The sequence below is a fragment of the Pseudomonas sp. 32A genome (assembly GCF_052682255.1).
The window spans coordinates 6,830,803-6,851,304 of sequence record NZ_JBQYLY010000001.1 but is presented as its reverse complement, the minus strand read 5'-3'; the positions used below and the strand labels follow the sequence as shown (position 1 = coordinate 6,851,304).

The following is a 20,502-nucleotide window of genomic DNA, read 5'->3' as shown; positions in this document are numbered from 1 at the left end:
TAGAGTGGTTTATATTGTTGCTGGTTTGAATAGGTTTTCATAATACCAACCTCTTGAAGATATAAGCTGCGCAGGTGAACCTGTCTCCACTATTGAGCCATTTAATAAGACGATAATGTGGTCAGCTAACCTGGCTTCCTCAAGGTCGTGAGTGATAATTATCCTTGTTGTATGATGCTTGAGGGTTTGGAATATGTAGTTATTTATTATTTGTTTTGAGTTGACGTCCAAAGAGTTTGTTGGCTCGTCTAGAAGTAGCAGTTTGGAATTTCTTGCAACTGCTCTTGCAAGAGAAATTCTTTGTTTTTCTCCACCGGACAAACCTTCAAGTGTTCGTTCATTTCCATCCTCTTTCATCATGGGAGGCATGTTTGAGCTGTAATAAAAGCTGATTGTCTTGTCGTAGTGCTTGTTGGAGGTGGAAAATATATTACTTTTTATTGTTCGGTTAAACAGGTAATGTTCTTGAGGTACATATCCCAGGCGGCAACGCAATTTTTTCACGTTGGTATTGGATAAGCGTTCCGAGTCTACATATATGTCGCCTGAGTGGAGCTTGTAGAGTCCGGCAAGTGATTTGAGCAATGTGCTCTTTCCAGAGCCAGAACTGCCCACTATGGCAATAGATTCGCCTGGAGGAACTTTAAAAGATACATTTTTTAGGATGAATGAGTCATCAAATCCTTTTACGTAAATATTGTCCACTTCTATTGATGGCGCGGATAACGCTGTACAGTCTATTTTATGTTGCTTGTAATCGAGTGAGCGGGTGAGCAAAAAAGCCGAATTTTCTGCAATGGTAACGGACGCTCTCTTAATGCTGCTGATGACTAGGCCAAAATAGCTGACGGGTAAAACAAACTGTAGCAAATAGGCATTGATCTGTACAAAGTCACCCACCGAAATCACATCCTTCGACAGATCTACGGCGGATAAAACGGTGATTATTGTAAGGCCCGCACCCATTACCGCTATCTGCGCCCCTCCGATGAATTGGTTTGTTATGGTATTTTTTACTTCGCTGGTATTGATTTCATTTAAGTTTCTTTCTATGTTAAGTTTTTCGGTGTTTTCATTTGAATGGGCGATTACTATTTCGCGGTTTTTTAGAAGGTCTAAAATTACTTCGTAAGCGGTTTGTGAAATTTTGTTTGCAGTAGTCTGTCTTTCTCCAATTAGTTTGAATGTAAAGTAAGAAATGGTGCCAAAGGCAAATACGACTAATGCTAGTGTGAGGGAGTAAATGACTGGTAAAAATTGTATGAGGATGCCTATTGACAGGAAAAATCTAACAATTAGTGGTAATACTTGCGAAAGTACACCGTCTAAAAAAATAGGTAAGGCAGAATTTATTCGAGAAAATTTGTTGGCAAAAACTCCGCTCGACATCGCTGGCTGGCTGGAATCCCATATGAAAATCGTATTTAAGCAGAAACGAATACTGGCCTCTTTTTTGACTTGCTCAATTAAAATGCTGCTAAAGACGGCTCTGAGCCTGAGCATAAGTTCAGAGGCTAACCAGACCAAACCATACGCTGCGCCTACCCATGCAAGATTATAACTGGGCAGGTTGTCGCTGTAAGAGTCAATCAATGTTTTTAGCAGTGCGGGCGCTGCCACCGAAAAGACCACGGTTAAAGTATCCATTACTATTGAAAGCGCAAAAAAAGCTTTAACTTGTGTCCGGCGACTGCCATTATGCTGAAACAGATTCTAATGCAAGTAAAAAAATCTTTTCCTATCATCCAGTTGCACCTATGGAAACGATAAAGGCGAGATCTTGAGGTAGTTCGGCTTTGTCGAGAAGTATCTGAGTAAATGCTATGAAGAATAATGTGGGAGCTAGATCTCCCAAACGCCAAGAGTCGTCTCCGTTATGCAAAATTAGAATCTTGAGTCCAAAAGTACAGACTCAGAATTCCTCAAATATCGTAGGAAAGTTCCCGAGCGAGAGGTGTCGTAGGGAAGCCAAACGCTGGCATGCGCAATCGGGGCTGTAACCAGCTTGATTGAGCGTTAAAACAAAAAGCCCGGTATCGAAAGATACCGGGCGTTTTTGTGTGCGCCATTTTCAGGGTTGGGTCTGCGTAGCAGCTGTCTAGCCTTGGCGAAGCTGCGTTTGCGGTGTATCAGACACACCGCCGACGCAGCCTCGCCAAGGCTCGACAGCTGCTACGTGATAAGGAGCTTGGCTTCCAGATGGTCCAGATGTTGAGTCATTAAGGCTACGGCTTTGCCGGTATCGCCTTGCGCCACCGCATCCACAATCGCCACGTGTTCCTGCCATGCGCAATACGTGCAAGCCTTGGCCTCAAACTGCGCAATCGCCAATGAGGTCAGCGGCACCAGGCTGTTGAGAAATTGTGCCAGCGGCGCGTTGCCCGCAATTGCCGCCAATTGCAGGTGAAATTCTCCGGAAAGGCGAATCGCCGGGCCACGTTCGTCACGCTCGATGCAGTCGCGCTCCCGTGCGATCAACTCCCGCAGTTGGCGGATATGCCCCGGTTTGGCCTGGGCGCAGGCCAACTGCACCACGGTGATTTCCGTCAGGCGCCGCGCCTCAAGAATCTGCTGGGTCTGTTGTGTGTCCGGCGCCGCCACCTGGGCGCGGTGGTTGGGCCGCAGGATGATCACTTGCTGGTGCGACAGCCGCGCCAGCACTCGGCGAATGACGCTGCGGCTGACGCCAAAACTTTGCCCGAGGCTCTCCTCGGTAAAACGGCTGGCGGGGGCGATGCGTTGCTCGAGAATGGCGTCGAACAACGCCGGGTAGATGTCGTCCACCGAGAGTTTCGGCTTGCCTACCAGGCGCAACGTCGTTAAGGGGAAAGGGGTGTGCAGGGCGTGAGCGGTCATGCGCGGTCTCCTGGAAGTCAGCTACCCAGATGGTCATCCGGGATGTTCAAGCGAATGCCCATGCGCAAGCCTTCCTGCAGGATATGCCGGCGCATTTCGGCGCTGGCCAGGGCGCTGTTTTTGTTGCGGATCGCGCGCACCACGGCGTCGTTTTCCTGCAAGCGTTCCGCCAGGTGTTCGGGGGAGTTGCGCAGCACCTGGGCGCTTTGCTTGAGGGCGTTGCTGGTCTGTTGCACCACGTTCTGGAAGATCGGGTTGGAGGTCAGGGCGAACAGTTCTTCGTGGAACGCGATGTAGGCGTTCATCCCGGCTTCGCTGTCGCCGGCGTCGAGGGCTTCGCGCATGTCCATCAGGGTCAGGCGTAGTTGCCCGACTTCCTTGCTGCTGATGGATTGCGCCACTAAACCTACGATAAACGGCTCGAGGGTGTAGCGCAGTTGCAGGATGTCTTCGAGGCTGGCGTCGGCCACGCCGCTGTCCTGGGCCTGGGATTCGCTGAGGGTGGTTTCCAGCACCACCACGCCCTTGCCGGGCATGGAACGTACCAGGCCGAGGGTTTCCAGTACGATCACCGCTTCGCGCAGACTTGGGCGGCTGATGCCCATTTGCTCGGCCAGTTCACGCTGGCCGGGCAGCATCTCGCCGCGCCGCCACTGACCCCTCGCCAGGGCGGCGCGCAGTTTTTCTACCACTGAATTGACGACGGTTGACGAGGTGATCACGTGTGGCTCCCTTTAAATTGGACTGTCTGCTTTGTGTGGCGAGGGAGCTTGCTCCCGCTGGGGCGCGAAGCGGCCCCAAAAAATGGGCCTGCTGCGCAGTCCAGCGGGAGCAAGCTCCCTCGCCACAGGGGATGAGTCAGTCTCATCAGAACTCTTGGTGGGCAGGCACTACCGGCTTCTTGGCCTGGAAGGCATACCCTTGTTGCCCGTCCAGCACCTTGTTGGCGCGCTGGATATCGATGTCTTTTTCCCAGCGGGCGATGGCCACGGTGGCGACGCAGTTGCCGATCAGGTTGGTCAGCGCCCGGCCAATGCCCATGAACCAGTCCACCGCCAACACCAGCACCAGGCCCACCACGGGAATGGCCGGGATTGCGGTCAGTGTCGCCGCCAGAATCCAGTGCCGAGCCCGGAATCCCGTGGGCGCCCTTGGAGGTGATCAGCGACACCAGCAGGATGGTCAGCAGGTCGGTCATCGACAGCGGCGTGCCGGTGGCGTTGGCGATAAACACGATGGCCAGGGTCAGGTAGATCGAGAAACCGTCGAGGTTGAACGAGTACCCCGTCGGAATCACCAGGCCCACGGTGGAGCTGCCAATACCGAGGTGCTCCAGTTTACGCATGATCTGGGGCAACACTGCATCGGAGGAGGCGGTGCCCATCACGATCAGCAGTTCTTCCCGCAGGTACTTGAGCAGCGGCAGCATCCGCAGGCCCGACAGGCGCATCACCAGGCCGAGAATCAGCGCGACGAACAGGAAGCAGGTGAGGTAGAACAGGCCCACCAGGCTGCCCAGGTGTTGCAGGGAGTCCAGGCCGTAAGTACTGGTGGTGAAGGCGATGGCGCCGAACACGCCGATGGGGGCGAGGCGCACGATCATGCCCATGATGCGGAAGATCACGTGGCTCAACTCGTTGATCAATCGCGAGATGCCGGAGGCGGCTTCGCCCACCAGGTTCAGCGCGCTGCCGAATAACACCGAGAACAGCAGCACTTGCAACACGTTGTTGTCCGCGAAGGCGCCGATCACCGAGTTGGGGATCAGGTCCATCAGGAACTGGCTGGTGCCCTTGATGTGCTGGCCTTTGTCGGCCAGCTCATTCAAGCCGGCAGACGACAGTTGTTCCAGGTGAATATTGGCGCCGGTGCCGATCCCGGTGCTGAAGGCCATGATCAGGCCGATCACCAGGGCCACGGTGGTCAGTGCTTCGAAGTAGATCACCGACTTGAGGCCGATGCGGCCTACTTTCTTCAAGTCGCCGGCGCCGGAAATACCGCTGACCACCACGCAGAATACGATCAGGCCAATCAGCATTTTGATCAGCTTGATAAAGCCGTCACCCAGAGGTTTGAGTTGCGAGGAGAATTCGGGGAGGGCGAGGCCGCAGATTATGCCGATCACCAGGCCAATCACGACTTGCAGGAAAATCGAACGCGAGCACCATCTGAGCATGGGGAGGATCTCTATTCGGTGCCCTGGTGGGTCCAGGGCTTAATTGTTGTGGTCTGACCGGTATGTCCAGTGCGGGGCCAGTCTACGCTCGGATTTTTTCAAGTCGCAAGTAAATATTACGTGGTTGGCCGGTCCCGGTCTGACCAGTGGGTATGTAAGGTCTGTGCTTGAGCGGTTGGCGGCGGGAATTTTTTTTCGCTTATCATCCGCAGCTTGGCCAAACAGGTGAGCTATGGATATTCCGGGACTGACGACAGATGAGAATGGCCTGACGCGCTGTACATGGCGCACGGCAGCAGCGGAATACCCCGATTACCACGACCATGAATGGGGCGTGCCGGTGGCCGATGACATTGCGCTGTACGAGAAGATTTGCCTGGAGGGATTTCAGGCGGGCATGGCGTGGATCACCATCCTGCGTAAGCGTGAGGCGTTTCGGCGGGCGTTCGAGGGCTTTGATTTTCGCCGGGTGGCGCAGTACACCGAGCAGGATATCGAGCGGCTGATGGCCGACCCGGGCATCGTGCGCAATCGCGCCAAGATCGTGTCCACCATCAATAACGCCCGGCGCGCGTGTGAGCTGGTGGATGAAACCGGTTCGCTGGCGGCGTGGCTGTGGTCGTTTGAACCGTCCGCCGATGAGCGCCCGGCGCAGGTCGACCTGGCGTACTGGACGGCCAACCCGACCTCGGCCGCTTCAACACGCTTGTCCAAAGCCCTGAAAAAACGCGGCTGGAGCTACGTGGGGCCGACCACCCTGTATGCGTTCATGCAGGCGATGGGCATGGTCAACGACCACCTTGAAGGCTGTGCCTGCCGACCTCGAATCGAACAGCTGCGCCACCACTTCAAACGACCCTGAGCCACTGACTGTGCGCGGTTAAAACGGTGGGAGCAGGCAAGCCAGCTCCCACAGGACAGGGCGGTGGCGCGGGTTAGCGTGGCAGCGGCGTGAGTACGTCGGCCTTGTCATCCATCACCATCACCACCAGCAGTTTCGCCGGTTGGGTCTGGCTGGCATTGCTCGATTCAAAGTGCCGCGAACCAGCGGGTTCGTAGAACGATTGGCCGACCTTGTAGGTGATCGCCTTCTCATCGTTGACCCGCGAGGTGATTGCACCTTCCAGCACGTAGGCCACGGCAGTGCCGGTGTGGCTGTGGGGCACGGTGGCCTGGCCCGGCGCATAGTCTACGGTGAGCATCACGGTTTTCTTGCCGGGGACGTTGGTCAGGGCGTGTTCCTGCAACACGTTGATCTTTTCCTGGTTGTACACCGGGTCGTGGGCAAAGGCGCTTAACGAGGCCAGCAGCAGGGTGGTGCCGAGCAGTACTTTCATGGTGAGGCTCCGAGTGAGTCGAGACCCGTTCACCCTAGGCCCCGATCCGGATTTGACCAATAGCCAATCCGGCGGAAATTCCATCAGCCAATCTGTCGCAGGATATCCCGTACCACGTCCAGCGCCGGGTCAATGTCCAGGGTTTCGATCGCGCCAAACCCGATCTTCAGCCCCTCGCGTACCGGTGTGTCGTGGAAAAATACGCTCAGCGGATAGAGCCCCACGTCAGCCTCCCGTGCCAATTGGGTGAGCTGCGGAATATTCACCGGCACCTTGCACAGTGCGGCCAGATGGAACCCGGCCACGGTGGGCACCACGTCGAACCACGGCGAGAGGTCCCCCGCCAGGCGCTGCAGAATCCGTTCCCTTCGCCCGGCATACACGCCATGGCAGCGCCTAATGTGCTTGAGCAGGTAGCCTTCGCTGATGAACTTGGCCAGGGCCCATTGCGGCAGGGTGGAGCTGTGCTGGTCGGTGAGTTGCTTGGCCTTGAGCACCGCGCCGAAAATCGCCGGCGGCAACACCGTGTAGCCCAGGCGCAACTCCGGCAGCAGGGTTTTCGAGAAGGTCCCGACGTAGGCGACCACACCGCGGGTGTCCATGCTTTGCAGGGAGTCGGTGGGGCGGCCCTCGTAGCGGAATTCGCTGTCGTAGTCATCCTCGATCACGATGGCGCCCAACGCCAGCGCACGTGCCAGCAATGCCTCACGGCGTGGCACGCTCATGGGCATGCCCAGGGGGAACTGATGGGACGGTGTCACGTAGATCAGCCGCGTGCCGTCGGGAATCAAGTCGACCCGCAGGCCGTGCTCGTCCACCGGCACGCCCACCACGGTCGCCCCCATGGCGTCGAACATCAGTCGCACCGGGGTGTAGCCGGGGTCTTCCATGGCGACGACGGTGCCCGGTTCCAGCACCACGCGGGCGATCAGGTCGAGCGCCTGCTGGGCGCCGTTGGTGACTACGATGTCGTCTTCACTGCACCTGACCCCACGGGAAAATGCGATATGCCCGGCGATTGCACTGCGCAGGGCCGGCAAGCCTTCCGGCCGGCTGTAGAAGCCGCTGTCCTGTGAGATACGGCGCAAGGCATCGAGGGTGCAGCGCCGCCATTCATCCTGGGGGAACTGGCTGCGGGCGGTGGCACCGCCGATAAAGTCCCGGCTCGGGCGGGTTTCACGGTTGGGGTGACCCATGGGCGCCGGAAGGGCCTGCCACTTGGCCAGGTTGGCGGCGCAGGCAAGGTCGGCGGCACTTTGCAGGTGTTCGCGGCGCGTGGCCCAGGCGTTGACGAACGTGCCACGGCCGATCCTGCCGACCAACAACCCTTCGTAGGTCAGCGCCGCGTAGGTGTCTGAGACTGTCTTGCGCGACACGCCCAGTTGCAGGGCCAGCAAGCGGCTGGGAGGCAATTGCGACCCGGCCACCAGTTGTCCCGACTCAATGGCCGTGCGCAGTTGCTGGTAAAGCTGTTCGGCCAGGTCCTTGCGGCCCTTGATAACGACGTGCAGTTCCATGTTTCATCCAGAGGCAAGCAATCACCCGCAAGATTACCGCAAGTCACCCGCCAGCCGAATCAGGACAGGAAACCGCCGTCCACATTCAACGAAACGCCGGTGGTGTAGCTCGACGCATCGCTGGCCAGGTACAGTACCGCGCCGGCCATTTCGCTCGGGTCGGCCACGCGCTTGAGGGGAATCTGCGCCAGGGCCATTTTCAGGATCGAATCGTTTTTCACCAGCGCCGAGGCGAACTTGGTGTCGGTCAGGCCCGGCAGCAGCGCGTTGCAACGAATGCCGAACGGCGCGCATTCCTTGGCGAAGACTTTGGTCATGTTGATCACGGCGGCCTTGGTCACCGAGTAGATGCCCTGGAACACACCCGGCGAAATCCCGTTGATCGAGGCCACGTTGATGATGCTGCCACCGCCGTTTTCGCGCATCAGCTTGCCGGCTTCCACGGACATGAAGAAGTAGCCGCGAATGTTCACGTCGACGGTTTTCTGGAACGCGCCCAGGTCGGTGTCCAGTACGTTGCAGAACTGCGGGTTGGTGGCGGCGTTGTTGACCAGGATATCCAGGCGGCCGAACTGTTCGCGGATCGCGGCAAACACGTTCGTGATCTGCTCCATTTCGCCGATATGGCAAGCAATGGCGGTGGCCTTGCCGCCGTCGGCGATGATCGCGTCGGCCACGTGCTGGCAGCCGTCGAGCTTGCGGCTCGACACGATCACGTGGGCGCCTTGCTGGGCCAGCAATTTGGCGATGGCCTCGCCGATACCGCGGCTGGCGCCGGAAACGAAAGCGATCTTGCCGTCGAGGTCGAACAGTTGGGTCTTGGACATGGTTTTTCCTTGAAGAGGGTCAGAGGGAAGACTGTTTGATGACGTTCAGGCTCATCTGCTCCAGCAGCTTGTTCATGTGAATGAACTGCGCAAAGCGTTTGTCCTGGGTCTGGCCATGGAAGAAGCGGTAGTAGATCTGTTGCACGATGCCGGCCAGGCGGAACAGGCCGTAGGTGTAGTAGAAGTCGAAATTGTCGATCTGGATCCCGGAGCGTTCGGCGTAGTAGTCGACGAACTGGCGGCGGGTGAGCATGCCGGGGGCGTTGCTTGGCTGGCGGCGCATCAGTTGCACTGGCGCCGGGTCGGCCGCTTCGATCCAGTAGGCGAGGGTGTTGCCCAGGTCCATCAGCGGGTCGCCGAGGGTGGTCAGCTCCCAGTCCAGCACGCCGATGATCTGCATCGGGTTATGCGGGTCGAGGATCACGTTGTCGAAGCGGTAGTCGTTGTGGACGATGCTCGAAGTGGGGTGGTCGGCGGGCATCTTGTCGTTGAGCCAGGCGCGCACGGCTTCCCAGCTTGGGGCGTCGGGGGTCAGGGCCTTTTCGTAGCGGTCGCTCCAGCCGCGAATCTGCCGCGCCACGTAACCTTCAGGCTTGCCCAGGTCGGCCAGGCCGCAGGCGCTGTAGTCGACCTGGTGCAGCTCGACGAACTTGTCGATAAAGCTTTTGCACAAGGCTTCGGTTTTCGCCGCGTCCAGGCCCAGTTCCGGCGGCAGGTCCGAGCGCAGGATGATCCCCTTGACCCGCTCCATCACGTAGAACTCGGCGCCGATCACCGACTCGTCGGTGCAGTGCACGTAGGCCTTGGGGCAGTACGGGAAACCGTCCTTGAGCTGGTTGAGAATCCGGTATTCGCGGCCCATGTCGTGGGCGGACTTGGCCTTGTGGCCAAAGGGCGGGCGGCGCAGCACGAATTCCTGGCCGGGGTATTCCAGCAGGTACGTCAGGTTCGAGGCACCACCGGGGAACTGGCTGATTTTGACGCTGCCGCTCAAGCCCGGGATATGGGCCTTGAGGTAGGGATCGATGAGGCTGGCATCAAGTTCTTCGCCGGGGCGAATCTGGGTCGATTGGTCGTTAAGCGCCATGCTTATCCCTTCTGCTTATTCTTAAGGCCTTGGACTATTGGCTAATCTAATGCGCGCGGCCGCTCAGCCACAAGGTTGGGGCGGCTTAATAGGTTAGCGTGTTGGCCGATGATCAGCGGGCTTGATGTGTTCAGATCACCAGAATTGCGCGCCCGCCGGGGCTGCAGGACAGGTTGGCGCCGATTTCGACTTTTGCCAGGTCTACGCCCAAACCGGCGAGAAGGTTGTTGACCAATGGGTCGAGGAGCGGGCTGAGCACGCCGGAAATGATGCTGGTGAGGAGATTGAGCACGCCCGTCACCAGGCCGACCACCACATTCAGCACCAACCCCAAAAGCCCGCCTTGTGTGGGTGGATGGTTGATCAACTGGATGCCACTGAGGGTGTTGCTCAAGCTGCCTACCACGTTACTTGAACTGAAACTGAAGTAGGCGGGGGGCTGCTTCACCTCCGGCGGCGACGCATAGGTGTGATTGCGGGTGGTCTTGGCCACGCTGCTGTCGACTCGCAGGCTGATGCCGCCGACGGCATAGGGTTGCCGAGGGTCGCAGGCGCCCTTGCTGCAGGTTTGTATGCCCAGGTCGAGCAATGGAAACTCGTCGACGCTCAGCGGGGCGGTGGAAGAAAACAGGTTTTTCGGGTCGATCTGGCCAACCATCAACCGCACGGCCGAAGTGGTGCCCACCACCGACAACGATTTGTCCGCCGGCCCATTGCAGCGAAAGCCGGTCACCTCGCTACTGCCGCTGGCGGCTTCCAGGGCCACGTCGAGTTGGGTGCCGATTTTCGCGTCCAGGGAACTGCCGAGCAACAACCCCAGCAGGCCTGTCACCCCGCCCACCACATCGTTCAGCACGCCGACCACGGGCAAGTTCACGGAGATCAGGGTCCTGACTTGCGCGGTCCTGACGTAGATCGGCTGGGTGGCGATCAGCTTCGGGTTGCCGATGGCGGATATCTGCGCCGGTTCAATCACCTTGGTCTTGACCGTGATGTTCAGCAATCCCAGCACATCCACCGGCAGCTCCACCGCCACGGCGTTGTACTTGTTCGACAGTTGCACAAACCCCTGGATCAGGTTGAACAGTTGCAGGTTGACGTCCAGAGCGCTCTTGTCGGTGCCATTCTGGATGGTCAGCAGGTCGCCCAGATGCAGAATCTTCGTGCCGGGAGCAATCAGCTTGATCGCTTCCAGGTTATTGATCACCACCTTGACCGCATCGCCCCCTATCTTGATGACATCAATTGCGGCCTGGATCAAATCGCCAACACTGGCGTCGGTCTTGAGCAGTTCGTCGTAGTTGCCGGCGCTGACATTCAGCCGGATGGCCAGGGCGTCCAGATAACTGAGCAGGCTGATGTTGGTGTTGATCAAGCCCTCCCAGCCCACCGCGTTGAGTTGCAACTTGCCCCCCAGCAGGCCGCCGATGAGCGCGTTGAGCGCTGCGGACTTGGTGCTGTCCACGGTCAACAGCGTGCTGCGGATGGTCAGCGTCGCCACCGGTGGTGCGGGGACGGCGGCCACGGCCACGGCCTGCAACCGGATGCTCGGCTCGAAAGGGCCAGGGGAGAACAGCATGAGCAGGCCATTGGCGATACTGGTGACAACGCGATGGGTGGCGATGACCTGGATCGCATCGGCCTTGGAGGGGTTGGGGCTGAAGGTGCGTATGAAGTCAGCCCCGGAGACCAGGGTGCCGCAGGCGGTGGCCAGGGTGCGGTTGTCGTCGATCGGGAAGTCATTGCGGGTCGCGCTTTGGATCGCGAATTGCGCGGCGTTGGTGTTCGGCGAGACGCAGGCGCCGCCGCGGGTCACCACTTCCAGTGCCGCAGTGTCGGCAACCCGTTGCAGCTTGCGCTTCTCCAGGTACAGCCGGCCGCTATCGACTACCAACAACATAAACAGCAGGGCGATGCCGAGGGTCATCGCGCCCATCAGTCCTATTGCGCCGCGTTGCCGGGCCGGGCCGAGTCCGTGGCAAACCATCCTGCGTTCCTTTGCCGGTCCAGTGCCGACGTCCTGAGCATCCCCGCAAGAGTGTAGTCAGGATTTGGATGGTTGCTGGCTATTGGCTACTATTTTTTAGGTGGCAATGTCACGGGTGTCAGTACAGGGCGGCCGGCGAAATATTCCAGCAGGTTGTCTGCTACGCGCTGTACGGTGTCATGGGCGGCCTCCGGCGACAGGCCGGCGACGTGGGACGTGAGTACGGTGTTGCTGAGGCGCTTGAGCGCATCGGGCACGTTGGGTTCATCGTCGAACACATCCAGTGCCGCGCCGCCGATGCGCCGTTGTTCCAGGGCGGCAATCAGGTCGGCGGTGACCACCACGCTGCCACGGCCGATGTTCACCAGGAAACCGTTGGGCCCCAGCGCGTCGAGGGCCTGGCGGTCGATCAAATGCCGCGTGCTGGCGCCGCCCGGCGTGGCCAGGATCAGGAAGTCCGAGGCGCGCGCCAGTTCCACGGCGGTGGCGCAGTAGGTGTAGTCCACGTCTTCGCGGGGCTGGCGGTTGTGATAACTCACCTCCATGCCGAAACCCAGGGCCGCGCGCTTGGCGATCTCCAGGCCTACGGCGCCCAAGCCAAGAATGCCCAGCTGTTTGCCGGCCAGGGAAGGGCGCATCACCTTGGGCCATTCGCTGCGCCGTACTGCCGCGTCCGCCCGGGGAATGTCCCGCACCAGCGACAGCAACAAGGCCATGGCATGGTCGGCAACCGACGGTGCATTCACCCCGGCGCCATTGGTGACCACGATTCCACGGTTGCTGGCGGCTTGCAGGTCCACGTGTTCATAGCCGGCGCCGACCACGCAGATGATCTCCAGCAGCGGCAGCGCGGCGATTTCCTCGGCGTACAGGCCCAGCGGGCCACGGGTCAGCACCGCCTGTATCTGCCCGCCATGGGTCTTGATGGCCTTGGCGCGTTCGGCCGGGGTCGGCGCGAGGATCACGTGAAAGCCATTGCCTTCGATGATCGGCAGGTAGTCGTTGATGGTTTCAACCAGGACCAGAACGGTGACGGGCATGCGAGGGCTCTTCCTGAAGGGTTTGATGGCTTCAGTATGCGACATTTTTTCCGAATGAATCCCGCGTTACGCGAAGAAAAATCCGACGCCCGCCGGGTATTGGTACTCCGGCGGGCGTTTTAAAGGGGAGGCTAAAAGCCGATATCTTCCGCCTTCACGCGCCGCACAAATGCCCCGGCCAAGGTCCCGTTGTGATGCTCGATAATTGCCTCGGCCGATAGCGCCGGAGTGTCCATACAAGTATGGGCATCCTCCGGCAGCAGCACCGAGAACCCCAGCTCCACGGCCACTCGGCACGTCGTGTCGATGCAGTACTGGGTTTTCATCCCGACGATCACCAGTTCATTCACCTGTGCCGCCGCCAGTTGCTGCGCCAGCTCGGTGCCGAGAAAACAGCTGGGCCGGGTTTTATTGAAAACCGTGTCGCGAGCTTCATCAACCTCCAGCGCTGGCCATAGTTGCCAAAACGGGCTGCCCACCTCGATGGGCGAACCCGCAGGGCCGGTGTGACGTGCAGCGAAAACCGGCACGCCAGCGTGTCGGGCGCGCTGAATCAGCTGGTTGATGTTGTCGAGTACGCGCTGGCGTTCGTAGGGTTTTTCCGGACCATCGTACAGACCGGTCTGCATGTCGATGATCAGCAGGGCGAGGCGCTTGTTGTCAGGCATGGTACTGCTCCTTGTGTTTGCCAGATGGCGGAGCAATAAAAAGGCCCCGTCCATTGCTGGCGGGGCCTTGGGTAAATCCGGGTGGCTTAGTTTGCGCGCCACTCACAGCTACCACACGACCCGCCGGAAGCGGTCGTGGTGGTGGTGCGGGTGAGGGCCAGCTGAATAAGGTTCATGGGCCGATCATGCTGGCGCTGGCGTTTGGCTGTCAACGCGTCAGCCGATGTTTTTTTCCGGGATCAGCAGATTCCTGGCCGCAGCGAGGAATTCATCAGACAGGCCGTTGCCTTTGGTCGCACGGGCCAGGGTGAGGGCGCCGACCATCATCGCGTACTGGGCAATAGCGGCCTGCCGATCACCTTCGGGTGTTCCGCTGGCCTGGGTAGCGGCCAGGATGCCCATGGACGCTTCAAAGCCCTGGATAAAGCTGCGTTGCAACGCGCTGTCGGCGGCTTCATGGCACATCTCCCCGGCAAACGCTGCAACCGGGCAACTGTCCCCGGGGTTGTCACGATTGGCGACCGACAGATACGGATCAATCAACGCCAGGCGCGCAGCCTCGGGATCAGGGCTTTGCTCGACCCTGGCCTGCCAGCGCTCGCTCGACTGTTCGAACGCCCGGTTGCAGGCTTCGGTGGCCAGTGCCTCGCGGGACTCGAAGTGCCCGTAAAAACCGCCATGGGTCAGCCCGGCAGCCGCCATCACATCCGACACGCTGATGCCATGGATGCCCCGCTCACGAAACAGCCGCGTGGCAGCCTCCACGATGATTTCGCGATTGAGTTCGGCTTGTTTGCGGGACACGCGTGGCATCGGGGGCTCTCTGGATCAGGTGGTGGCGGGAATAGGCGGCATCATAAAACGTTTAGCTGGCGTACTGCGCAATCCCGTTGCCGAACGACCAGTTTTCCTTCTTGACCTCCACCAGGCTGATAAACACGTCTTCCAGGCGCACCGCCAGTTCACGGTTCAAACTCTCGGCGATGGTCTTGTACAACAGCTTTTTCTGCTCGGTGCTGCGGCCTTCGTTCAGGGTGATCTGGATGATCACCAGGTTGTCGCTGCGCTGGATACCCAGGTACTCGGGGTCATAGATGAAGTGGTGTTCATCGTGCTCGGTGAGGATCTGGAAGTTGTCGTGTTCAGGCACGCCAATAGCCGTGTGCATGGCGTTGTAGATCAGCACGCCGACGCGTTTGGCGTAGGTGACGTCGGGGTTTTTCCGAAGGTCGATGCGCACGATAGGCATGGCGGGCAGTCCAGTGAGGGGCGTGCTTTGAAAATACATGACGTGATGAATTTATAAAATAGATTTCTTATGAAATGTAAAATTGATCCTGTCAGAAACGCCTTCAATCCTCTGCACTGCACAACCATTCCTCAGCTAAGTCTTTGCTTCTTCAAGCGAATCCCGGACAATCGCGCCCCTGTTTCGGTCGTGGCGCTGCCTGTCAGGTTTTTCTGACTCGTCTCGACTGAGTGAATGCGGAGATCCGAACGGATGAATGATCAGGCCAATAGCGTCGACGAACGCTACGCAACGACACCTGCAACCCTCACAAGCTGGAGCCGCCAGGACACCACCTGGATGCTCGGGCTGTTCGGTACGGCCATCGGCGCCGGCACCTTGTTCCTGCCGATCAACGCGGGCCTTGGCGGCTTCTGGCCGTTGGTGATCCTCGCGCTGTTGGCGTTCCCGATGACGTTTTTCGCGCACCGTGGCCTGACCCGCTTTGTACTCTCGGGCCGTGAAGGCTCGGACATTACCGACGTGGTCGAGGAGCACTTCGGCCTCAAGGCCGGTGCCGCGATCACCTTGCTGTACTTCTTCGCGATCTTCCCGATCCTGCTGATCTACAGCGTGGCGCTGACCAACACCGTCGGCAGCTTCATGGAACATCAACTGCACATCGCGCCGCCGCCGCGGGCGATCCTGTCGCTGGTGCTGATCCTCGGCCTGCTGGCCGTGGTGCGTTGCGGCGAGCAGGTGATCGTCAAGGCCATGAGCCTGATGGTGTATCCGTTTATCGTTGCCTTGCTGTTCCTGGCGGTGTACCTGGTGCCACACTGGAACGGTGGCATCCTCAGCACCGCGACTACCGTGCCGGCCCCGTCGGCGCTGCTGCACACCCTGTGGCTGGCGATTCCGGTGATGGTGTTCTCGTTCAACCACTCGCCGATCATCTCGGCCTTTGCGGTGGACCAGAAGCGCCAGTACGGCGAGCACGCGGAAGAACGCAGCTCGCAGATCCTGTCCCGGGCGCACATCCTGATGGTGGTGATGGTGCTGTTCTTTGTGTTCAGCTGCGTCCTGACCCTGTCGCCGGCCCAACTGGCCGAAGCCAAGGCGCAGAACCTGTCGATCCTGTCGTACCTGGCCAACCACTTCAGCAACCCGACCATCGAATTCGCCGCGCCGCTGATTGCGTTTGTGGCGATTGCCAAGTCGTTCCTGGGCCACTACATCGGCGCCAGTGAAGGCCTCAAGGGCCTGGTGCTCAAAAGCGGCCGTCGCCCGGCTGCCAAGACCCTGGACCGCATGACAGCCGCGTTCATGCTGGTGGTGTGCTGGATCGTCGCCACCCTCAACCCGAGCATCCTCGGCATGATCGAGACCCTGGGCGGGCCGATCATTGCGTCGATCCTGTTCCTGATGCCGATGTACGCGATCCGCAAGGTGCCGGCGATGGCCAAGTACCGTGGCCAGGCGTCCAACGTGTTTGTGACGGCGGTGGGCCTGGTGGCGATTACCGCGCTGATTTATTCGCTGGTGTCCTGACAGCACCGGGTTTCAGTGCAATGATCACGGCCAATTCGCAGACAGCGGATTGGCCGTTTTTTTGCCAGGGAATTAGGGATTGAACACCACGCCTGAGAGCGACACCACGCCGAACCGTGCACAAGACTTGCTGGCCGGCCTGTCCATCGCCGGCCTGTTGCTGCCCGAGGCCGTGGCCTATTCCAGTATCGCCGCGTTGCCGCCCCAGGCGGGGGTGATCGCCTTTTTCGCCGGGTTGTTGTGCTACGGCCTGTTCGGCACCAGCCGCTTTGCGATTGTCTCTGCCACGTCGTCCTCGGCGGCTGTGCTGGCGGCGGCTACCGCGACGCTGGCGGGGGGCGACCCGACTCTCAGGTTGAGCCTGGCCATGGGCCTGGTCATGGTGACCGGAGCGTTTTTCCTGTTGGCCGGGTTGCTCAAGTTGGGTGGGCTGACCTCGTTTATCGCCAAGCCGGTGTTGCGCGGCTTTGCCTTTGGCCTGGCGCTGACGATCATCCTCAAGCAGTTGGCCAGTGTGGTGGGCGTGCACCTGACTGATAACAACCTGATTCGCTTCCTGCCCCAACTCCTGGAGCAACTGCCGCGCTGGAACTGGGCCGCCGCTGCCGTAGCGGGTGTCGCGTTGCTGCTGCTCTGGCTATGCGCGCGAGTCCGGCGCCTGCCGGGCGGGTTGCTGGTGGTGATCCTCGGGATTGCCGCCGGCCAGTGGCTGGACTTGCAAGCCCATGGCGTGGCATTGATCGGCGTGATAGACCTGCGCCTGGAACTGGCGCACCTGCCCGTGTTGCCGTTTGCCGACTGGCTGCGCCTGGGAGAGCTGGCGTTTGCCATGGTGATGATTCTTTACGCCGAGTCCTACGGCTCCATCAGCTCATTCGCGCTTAAACATGGCGATCGCGTGTCATCCAACCGCGATTTGCTGGCGCTGGGTGCGGCCAACCTGTTGTCCGGGTTGTTTCAGGGCATGCCCACTGGCGCTGGTTATTCCGCGACGTCGGCCAATGAGGCGGCGGGCGCCAACTCTCGCCTGGCGGGAGTCGTGGCGGCGCTGGTGGTGTTGCTGATCGTCTTGACTGTGCTGCCGTGGGTAGCGCTGACGCCGGAGCCGGTGCTGGCGGCCATCGTCATTTATGCCTTGGGTCGTGGCTTGAGCCTGCAGCCCTTGGGCCGCTATTTCTCCTGGCGGCGCGACCGGTTGCTGGTGATTTGCGCGGTGGCGGCGGTGTTGGTGCTCGGCGTGCTGGACGGCCTGCTGGTGGCGGTCGGCATCAGCGTGGTGTTGATGCTGCGGCAGATGTCGTCGGCAGACGTAAAGGAGTTGGGGCGCATTGACGGCGGGCATGATTTTGTCGACTTGCTGCGTCACCCGAGCGCCGAACGGATCCCCGGTGTGCTGATCGTGCGGCCCAGTGAAGCACTGTTCTTCGCGAATGCCGAGCGAGTGTTGGGGGCGGTGTTGAGCCTGATGCGGCACGCTACGTTACCGGTGCACACGGTAGTGCTCAGCCTGGAAGAATCCCCCGACCTGGACGGCACCAGCATTGAGGCATTGCAGGCGTTTTTCGTACAAGTGCAAGGGGAGGGCAACTGCCTGGTGCTGGCCCGGGTGCGGCATGAGGCACAGGAGGTGTTACAGACGTTGCCTGAGGCGTGTGCGCCGCAGGTGCTGATCAGCGGGTTGAGTGTCGATGGCGCGGTGCAGCTCGCGTTGCAACCCACCGCTTGAATGCAAAAAGCCCCGACGGGTCGGGGCTTTTTTATTGAAGCAAGGCTTAACGGCGGCGGAACAACGGTAACGGTTCATCCGTCGCGGCCTGGTACGTCACCGAGAAATCCTTGAGGCTTTCCAGTGCTTCGTACGGGTCTTTGTCTGCGCGCAAGGCGAAGGCATCGAACCCGCAGCGGCGCAGGTAGAACAGCTGGTCGCGCAGCACATCGCCAATCGCCCGCAGCTCGCCTTTGTAGCCGTAACGGTCACGCAGCAAACGTGCGTTGGAGTAGTTGCGACCGTCGGTGAAGGCCGGGAAGTTCAGGGCGATGACCTGGAAGTGCTCCACGTCATCACCGATCTCTTCGGCTTCTTCATCGGCGTCCAGCCACACACCCAGGCCGCCGTCGCGGGCCTTGAGGGCGTGAGCGTGTTCGCGCCACAGGGCCAGCGGCACGATCAGGTCGTCGCAGTTGGAGATGCCATCGAAGCTAGCGTCCTTGGGCAGCAGGTGCCAGGTTTCGTCGACGACTTCGTTGTTCTTAATGATTCGCTGCATAGACGCGCTCCTTGAACAGGTCAATGCCGATGCGCTGGTAGGTGTCGATGAAACGCTCATCTTCGGTGCGCTGTTCAACGTACACGTCGATCAGCTTGCCGATCACGTCAGGCATGGCTTCCTGGGCGAAGGACGGGCCGAGGATCTTGCCCAGGCTCGCATCGCGGCTGGCGCTGCCACCCAGGGACACTTGGTAGAATTCTTCGCCTTTCTTGTCCACGCCCAGAATGCCGATGTGGCCGACGTGGTGGTGACCACAGGCGTTCATGCAACCCGAGATGTTCAAGTCCAGCTCGCCGATGTCGAACAGGTAATCCAGGTCGTCGAAACGGCGCTGGATCGATTCGGCAATCGGGATCGACTTGGCGTTGGCCAGGGAGCAGAAGTCGCCGCCCGGGCAGCAGATGATGTCGGTCAGCAAGCCGATGTTCGGCGTGGCAAAACCCTGCTCGCGCAACTCGCCCCACAGGGTGAACAGTTGGGACTGCTCGACGTCGGCGAGGATGATGTTCTGCTCGTGGGAGGTGCGCAGTTGGCCGAAGCTGTAGCGCTCGGCGAGGTCGGCGACGCCGTCCAGTTGCTTGTCGGTGATATCACCCGGTGCAACACCGGTAGGTTTCAGCGACAGGGTCACGGCCACATAGCCCGGCTTTTTGTGGGCCAGGGTGTTGCGGGCGCGCCAGCGGGCGAACCCCGGGTGCTGCTGGTCAAGCTCGGCCAACTCGGCGTCCTGATTGCTCAGGACCTTGTAGTCCGGGTCGACGAAGTGTTTGGCGACGCGGTGCACTTCGGCTTCGGTCAGGGTAGTCTGGCCGCCGCGCAAGTGTTCCATCTCGGCGTCGACCTTCTGGGCAAACACCTCAGGGGTCAGCGCTTTTACCAGGATCTTGATCCGGGCCTTGTACTTGTTGTCACGACGGCCGTAGCGGTTGTAGACCCGCAGGATCGCGTCGAGGTAGCTCAACAGGTCCTGCCACGGCAGGAATTCATTGATGAACGCACCCACCACCGGCGTACGGCCAAGGCCACCACCGACGAGCACACGGAAGCCCAACTCGCCAGCGGCGTTATGCACCGGCTCCAGGCCGATATCGTGCACTTCGATGGCGGCGCGGTCCGAGGTCGAGCCATTGATGGCGATCTTGAACTTGCGCGGCAGGTAGGCGAATTCCGGGTGGAAGGTGGTCCATTGACGGACGATCTCACACCATGGGCGCGGGTCGATCAGCTCGTCAGCGGCAACGCCGGCGAACTGGTCGGTGGTGACGTTGCGCAGGCAGTTACCGCTGGTCTGAATGGCGTGCATCTGCACGGTGGCCAATTCAGCCAGGATGTCCGGCACGTCTTCCAGGGCCGGCCAGTTGAACTGAACGTTCTGGCGAGTACTGATGTGGGCGTAGCCCTTGTCGAAGTCGCGGGCAATCTTGGCCATCATGCGCGTCTGACGGGAAGTCAGTTGGCCATAAGGCACGGCAACCCGCAGCATCGGCGCAAAGCGCTGAACATAAAGGCCATTTTGCAGGCGCAGAGGGCGGAACTCTTCTTCGCTCAGTTCGCCTGCCAGATAGCGTCGGGTCTGATCACGGAACTGCTTGACGCGGTCCTCGATGATGCGCTGATCGTATTCGTCGTATACGTACATATAGGTCCTGTTCTCGGCAAATCTGCGCGCACGGCCGCGCACTCCCAACGGAGCCGGCGCACGATACCAGTTTGCGTTTATGCGCAAAAGTGATGTTTGAGTATATGCAAATAACCAAATCGCCTAATGAGAACGGTTATCGTGATACCCACATTTGTCATGCGGGCAATCATGATCTTTACTGTGCTCGTGTCTTTGTGCAATCACCTATAAAACCGACAAGAGGCGATGCAATGAGCAATCCGACCAAAGCCCGCAAAAGTGACAGCAGTGTCGATGCCTGGGCCATTCTGTTCTTGATTATCCTGGTGGTTTCCAC

Annotated in this window: 17 protein-coding genes and 2 pseudogenes; 4 read left to right on the top strand and 15 right to left on the bottom strand. The window is 59.7% G+C overall.

Features of this window, described 5'->3' with window-relative positions; all coding sequences use genetic code 11:
• Positions 1-9: 9 nt before the first annotated feature.
• The 3 genes from ACUN0G_RS31305 to ACUN0G_RS31295 form a co-directional block, all read right to left on the bottom strand.
• A complete protein-coding gene (locus ACUN0G_RS31305; protein ID WP_445575619.1) occupies positions 10-1,653 on the bottom strand; it encodes an ATP-binding cassette domain-containing protein in 1,644 nt (547 codons plus the stop codon).
• Between the two features lie 519 nt (positions 1,654-2,172).
• The gene (locus ACUN0G_RS31300) at positions 2,173-2,856 is read right to left on the bottom strand and encodes a GntR family transcriptional regulator (protein WP_445575287.1); all 684 of its coding nucleotides are present in this window, start codon (positions 2,854-2,856) and stop codon (positions 2,173-2,175) included.
• A 17-nt stretch (positions 2,857-2,873) separates the two neighbouring features.
• The gene (locus tag ACUN0G_RS31295; protein ID WP_003212959.1) at positions 2,874-3,578 is read right to left on the bottom strand and encodes a FadR/GntR family transcriptional regulator; all 705 of its coding nucleotides are present in this window, start codon (positions 3,576-3,578) and stop codon (positions 2,874-2,876) included.
• Positions 3,579-3,611: 33 nt separating this feature from the next.
• On the opposite strand from ACUN0G_RS31295, the pseudogene ACUN0G_RS31290 reads away from it, so the two are divergent.
• Positions 3,612-3,707, top strand: a pseudogene (locus ACUN0G_RS31290) (N-acetyltransferase); the annotation flags it as partial.
• 16 nt (positions 3,708-3,723) lie between these two features.
• Here ACUN0G_RS31290 and ACUN0G_RS31285 read toward each other — a convergent pair.
• Positions 3,724-5,032 (bottom strand): annotated as a pseudogene (locus tag ACUN0G_RS31285) (C4-dicarboxylate transporter DctA).
• A 232-nt stretch (positions 5,033-5,264) separates the two neighbouring features.
• Here ACUN0G_RS31285 and ACUN0G_RS31280 point away from each other — a divergent pair.
• Positions 5,265-5,894 (top strand): DNA-3-methyladenine glycosylase I, encoded by a 630-nt coding sequence (locus tag ACUN0G_RS31280; RefSeq protein ID WP_445575286.1) that lies wholly within the window; start codon positions 5,265-5,267, stop codon positions 5,892-5,894.
• A gap of 73 nt (positions 5,895-5,967) precedes the next feature.
• On the opposite strand, the gene ACUN0G_RS31275 is transcribed toward ACUN0G_RS31280, so the two are convergent.
• From ACUN0G_RS31275 to ACUN0G_RS31235, 9 genes are all read right to left on the bottom strand, one after another.
• A complete protein-coding gene (locus tag ACUN0G_RS31275) occupies positions 5,968-6,369 on the bottom strand; it encodes a cupin domain-containing protein (RefSeq protein WP_318301867.1) in 402 nt (133 codons plus the stop codon).
• A gap of 83 nt (positions 6,370-6,452) precedes the next feature.
• Positions 6,453-7,886 carry a MocR-like pyridoxine biosynthesis transcription factor PdxR gene (pdxR, locus tag ACUN0G_RS31270; RefSeq protein WP_102604666.1) on the bottom strand — a complete coding sequence of 478 codons (1,434 nt, stop codon included), beginning with the start codon at positions 7,884-7,886 and terminating at the stop codon, positions 6,453-6,455.
• Between the two features lie 59 nt (positions 7,887-7,945).
• Positions 7,946-8,713: an SDR family oxidoreductase gene (locus ACUN0G_RS31265; protein WP_093209187.1), complete on the bottom strand. Its 768-nt coding sequence runs from the start codon at positions 8,711-8,713 to the stop codon at positions 7,946-7,948.
• A 19-nt stretch (positions 8,714-8,732) separates the two neighbouring features.
• On the bottom strand, positions 8,733-9,800 hold the full coding sequence (locus ACUN0G_RS31260) for a phosphotransferase family protein (protein ID WP_258345233.1): 1,068 nt from the start codon (positions 9,798-9,800) through the stop codon (positions 8,733-8,735).
• 130 nt (positions 9,801-9,930) lie between these two features.
• Positions 9,931-11,787 (bottom strand): pilus assembly protein TadG-related protein, encoded by a 1,857-nt coding sequence (locus tag ACUN0G_RS31255; protein WP_445575285.1) that lies wholly within the window; start codon positions 11,785-11,787, stop codon positions 9,931-9,933.
• An 89-nt stretch (positions 11,788-11,876) separates the two neighbouring features.
• The gene (locus tag ACUN0G_RS31250; RefSeq protein WP_445575284.1) at positions 11,877-12,827 is read right to left on the bottom strand and encodes a 2-hydroxyacid dehydrogenase; all 951 of its coding nucleotides are present in this window, start codon (positions 12,825-12,827) and stop codon (positions 11,877-11,879) included.
• A gap of 131 nt (positions 12,828-12,958) precedes the next feature.
• Positions 12,959-13,495 carry a cysteine hydrolase family protein gene (locus tag ACUN0G_RS31245; protein WP_445575283.1) on the bottom strand — a complete coding sequence of 179 codons (537 nt, stop codon included), beginning with the start codon at positions 13,493-13,495 and terminating at the stop codon, positions 12,959-12,961.
• Between the two features lie 216 nt (positions 13,496-13,711).
• Positions 13,712-14,308 (bottom strand): TetR/AcrR family transcriptional regulator, encoded by a 597-nt coding sequence (locus ACUN0G_RS31240; protein WP_445575282.1) that lies wholly within the window; start codon positions 14,306-14,308, stop codon positions 13,712-13,714.
• Positions 14,309-14,360: 52 nt separating this feature from the next.
• A complete protein-coding gene (locus ACUN0G_RS31235) occupies positions 14,361-14,744 on the bottom strand; it encodes a tautomerase family protein (protein WP_063029436.1) in 384 nt (127 codons plus the stop codon).
• A 252-nt stretch (positions 14,745-14,996) separates the two neighbouring features.
• On the opposite strand from ACUN0G_RS31235, the gene ACUN0G_RS31230 reads away from it, so the two are divergent.
• Both ACUN0G_RS31230 and ACUN0G_RS31225 read left to right on the top strand, forming a co-directional pair.
• Positions 14,997-16,274, top strand: a complete 1,278-nt coding sequence (locus tag ACUN0G_RS31230; RefSeq protein ID WP_258345241.1) for a serine/threonine transporter — start codon at positions 14,997-14,999, stop codon at positions 16,272-16,274.
• Between the two features lie 79 nt (positions 16,275-16,353).
• Positions 16,354-18,000, top strand: a complete 1,647-nt coding sequence (locus ACUN0G_RS31225) for a SulP family inorganic anion transporter (protein ID WP_445575281.1) — start codon at positions 16,354-16,356, stop codon at positions 17,998-18,000.
• A 46-nt stretch (positions 18,001-18,046) separates the two neighbouring features.
• On the opposite strand, the gene ACUN0G_RS31220 is transcribed toward ACUN0G_RS31225, so the two are convergent.
• Both ACUN0G_RS31220 and ACUN0G_RS31215 read right to left on the bottom strand, forming a co-directional pair.
• A complete protein-coding gene (locus ACUN0G_RS31220; RefSeq protein WP_017479943.1) occupies positions 18,047-18,541 on the bottom strand; it encodes a DUF934 domain-containing protein in 495 nt (164 codons plus the stop codon).
• Complete coding sequence (locus ACUN0G_RS31215) at positions 18,525-20,183, bottom strand: nitrite/sulfite reductase (protein WP_445575280.1); 1,659 nt, start codon at positions 20,181-20,183, stop codon at positions 18,525-18,527. Before ACUN0G_RS31215 ends, ACUN0G_RS31220 begins: the two co-directional genes overlap by 17 nt.
• Between the last annotated feature and the right edge of the window lie 319 nt (positions 20,184-20,502).

Bases quoted from the DNA above. Each gene is read 5' to 3' on its own strand.
- ACUN0G_RS31300 (WP_445575287.1), bottom strand. From the start codon at position 2,856: ATGACCGCTCACGCCCTGCACACCCCTTTCCCCTTAACGACGTTGCGC.
- ACUN0G_RS31280 (WP_445575286.1), top strand. From the start codon at position 5,265: ATGGATATTCCGGGACTGACGACAGATGAGAATGGCCTGACGCGCTGT.
- ACUN0G_RS31275 (WP_318301867.1), bottom strand. From the start codon at position 6,369: ATGAAAGTACTGCTCGGCACCACCCTGCTGCTGGCCTCGTTAAGCGCC.
- pdxR (WP_102604666.1), bottom strand. From the start codon at position 7,886: ATGGAACTGCACGTCGTTATCAAGGGCCGCAAGGACCTGGCCGAACAG.
- ACUN0G_RS31265 (WP_093209187.1), bottom strand. From the start codon at position 8,713: ATGTCCAAGACCCAACTGTTCGACCTCGACGGCAAGATCGCTTTCGTT.
- ACUN0G_RS31260 (WP_258345233.1), bottom strand. From the start codon at position 9,800: ATGGCGCTTAACGACCAATCGACCCAGATTCGCCCCGGCGAAGAACTT.
- ACUN0G_RS31255 (WP_445575285.1), bottom strand. From the start codon at position 11,787: ATGGTTTGCCACGGACTCGGCCCGGCCCGGCAACGCGGCGCAATAGGA.
- ACUN0G_RS31250 (WP_445575284.1), bottom strand. From the start codon at position 12,827: ATGCCCGTCACCGTTCTGGTCCTGGTTGAAACCATCAACGACTACCTG.
- ACUN0G_RS31245 (WP_445575283.1), bottom strand. From the start codon at position 13,495: ATGCCTGACAACAAGCGCCTCGCCCTGCTGATCATCGACATGCAGACC.
- ACUN0G_RS31240 (WP_445575282.1), bottom strand. From the start codon at position 14,308: ATGCCACGCGTGTCCCGCAAACAAGCCGAACTCAATCGCGAAATCATC.
- ACUN0G_RS31235 (WP_063029436.1), bottom strand. From the start codon at position 14,744: ATGCCTATCGTGCGCATCGACCTTCGGAAAAACCCCGACGTCACCTAC.
- ACUN0G_RS31230 (WP_258345241.1), top strand. From the start codon at position 14,997: ATGAATGATCAGGCCAATAGCGTCGACGAACGCTACGCAACGACACCT.
- ACUN0G_RS31220 (WP_017479943.1), bottom strand. From the start codon at position 18,541: ATGCAGCGAATCATTAAGAACAACGAAGTCGTCGACGAAACCTGGCAC.
- ACUN0G_RS31215 (WP_445575280.1), bottom strand. From the start codon at position 20,183: ATGTACGTATACGACGAATACGATCAGCGCATCATCGAGGACCGCGTC.